1 protein-coding gene is annotated in these 838 nt (G+C 62.6%); it reads right to left on the bottom strand.

Going from position 1 to position 838, the window contains the following annotated elements; genetic code table 11:
- Positions 1–556 precede the first annotated feature (556 nt).
- The coding region (locus DB032_RS24295; RefSeq protein WP_158274415.1) for a hypothetical protein at positions 557–838 on the bottom strand (282 nt) is incomplete at its 5' end.

Raw genomic sequence — 838 nt, 5'->3', positions numbered from 1 at the left:
GAGCGCAGCGATACCCACGCGAAAACGCGATGGGACCGATGCTTGGGCCTTGGCGGCGGGCTTTGGTGGGTATCGCCTATCGGCTCCACCCACCCTACAAATACCTCCGACCAAACCATCCGCCGTAGGGAGGGAGGAGCGCAGCGGTACCCACGCGGAAACGCGATGGGATCGATGCTTGGATCTTGGCGGCGGGCTTTGGTGGGTATCGCCTATCGGCTCCACCCACCCTACAAATACCTCCGACCAAACCTCCTGCCGTAGGGTGGGAGGAGCGCAGCGGTACCCACGCGGAAACGCGATGGGATCGATTTGGATCTTGGCGGCGGGCTTTGGTGGGTATCGCCTACGGCTCCACCCACCCTACAAATACCCCCGACCAAACCTCCTGCCGTAGGGTGGGCGGAGCACAGCGATACCCACGCGGAAACGCGGTGGGATCGATGCTTGGACCTTGGCGGCAGGGTTTGGTGGGTATCGCCTATCGGCTCCACCCACCCTACAAGACCATCCGCCGTAGGGTGGGTGGAGCGCAGCGATACCCACCGCAAGACGCTTAGCGGTTTCGCAGGCGGATGCGACGGAAGCGCGCTTCCAGGCTGAAGCGCTGTCCCAGCGCCAGGTAGATCTGGTGTTGGCTATCGACATGGCGGTAAACCCGGACCCGGTCGGCGCCCAGCAGCATCATGATTTCCAGATAGTTGAAAAAGCCCATCCACTGGCCGCGACCATCGCGGTCGTCAAAATCGATGTCGCGCGCGACGCGGCTGAGCAGGCCTTTGCCGACGTATTCCCGGTTGTCCTTCAGCCATTGCAATAGGTGAGCCGCGCATTCGCG

Source organism: Chromobacterium sp. Panama (genome assembly GCF_003052555.1).
Lineage (GTDB): Bacteria > Pseudomonadota > Gammaproteobacteria > Burkholderiales > Chromobacteriaceae > Chromobacterium.
The sequence above is the reverse complement of the archived record's forward strand: the minus strand, read 5'-3'. Positions and strand labels throughout refer to the sequence as shown.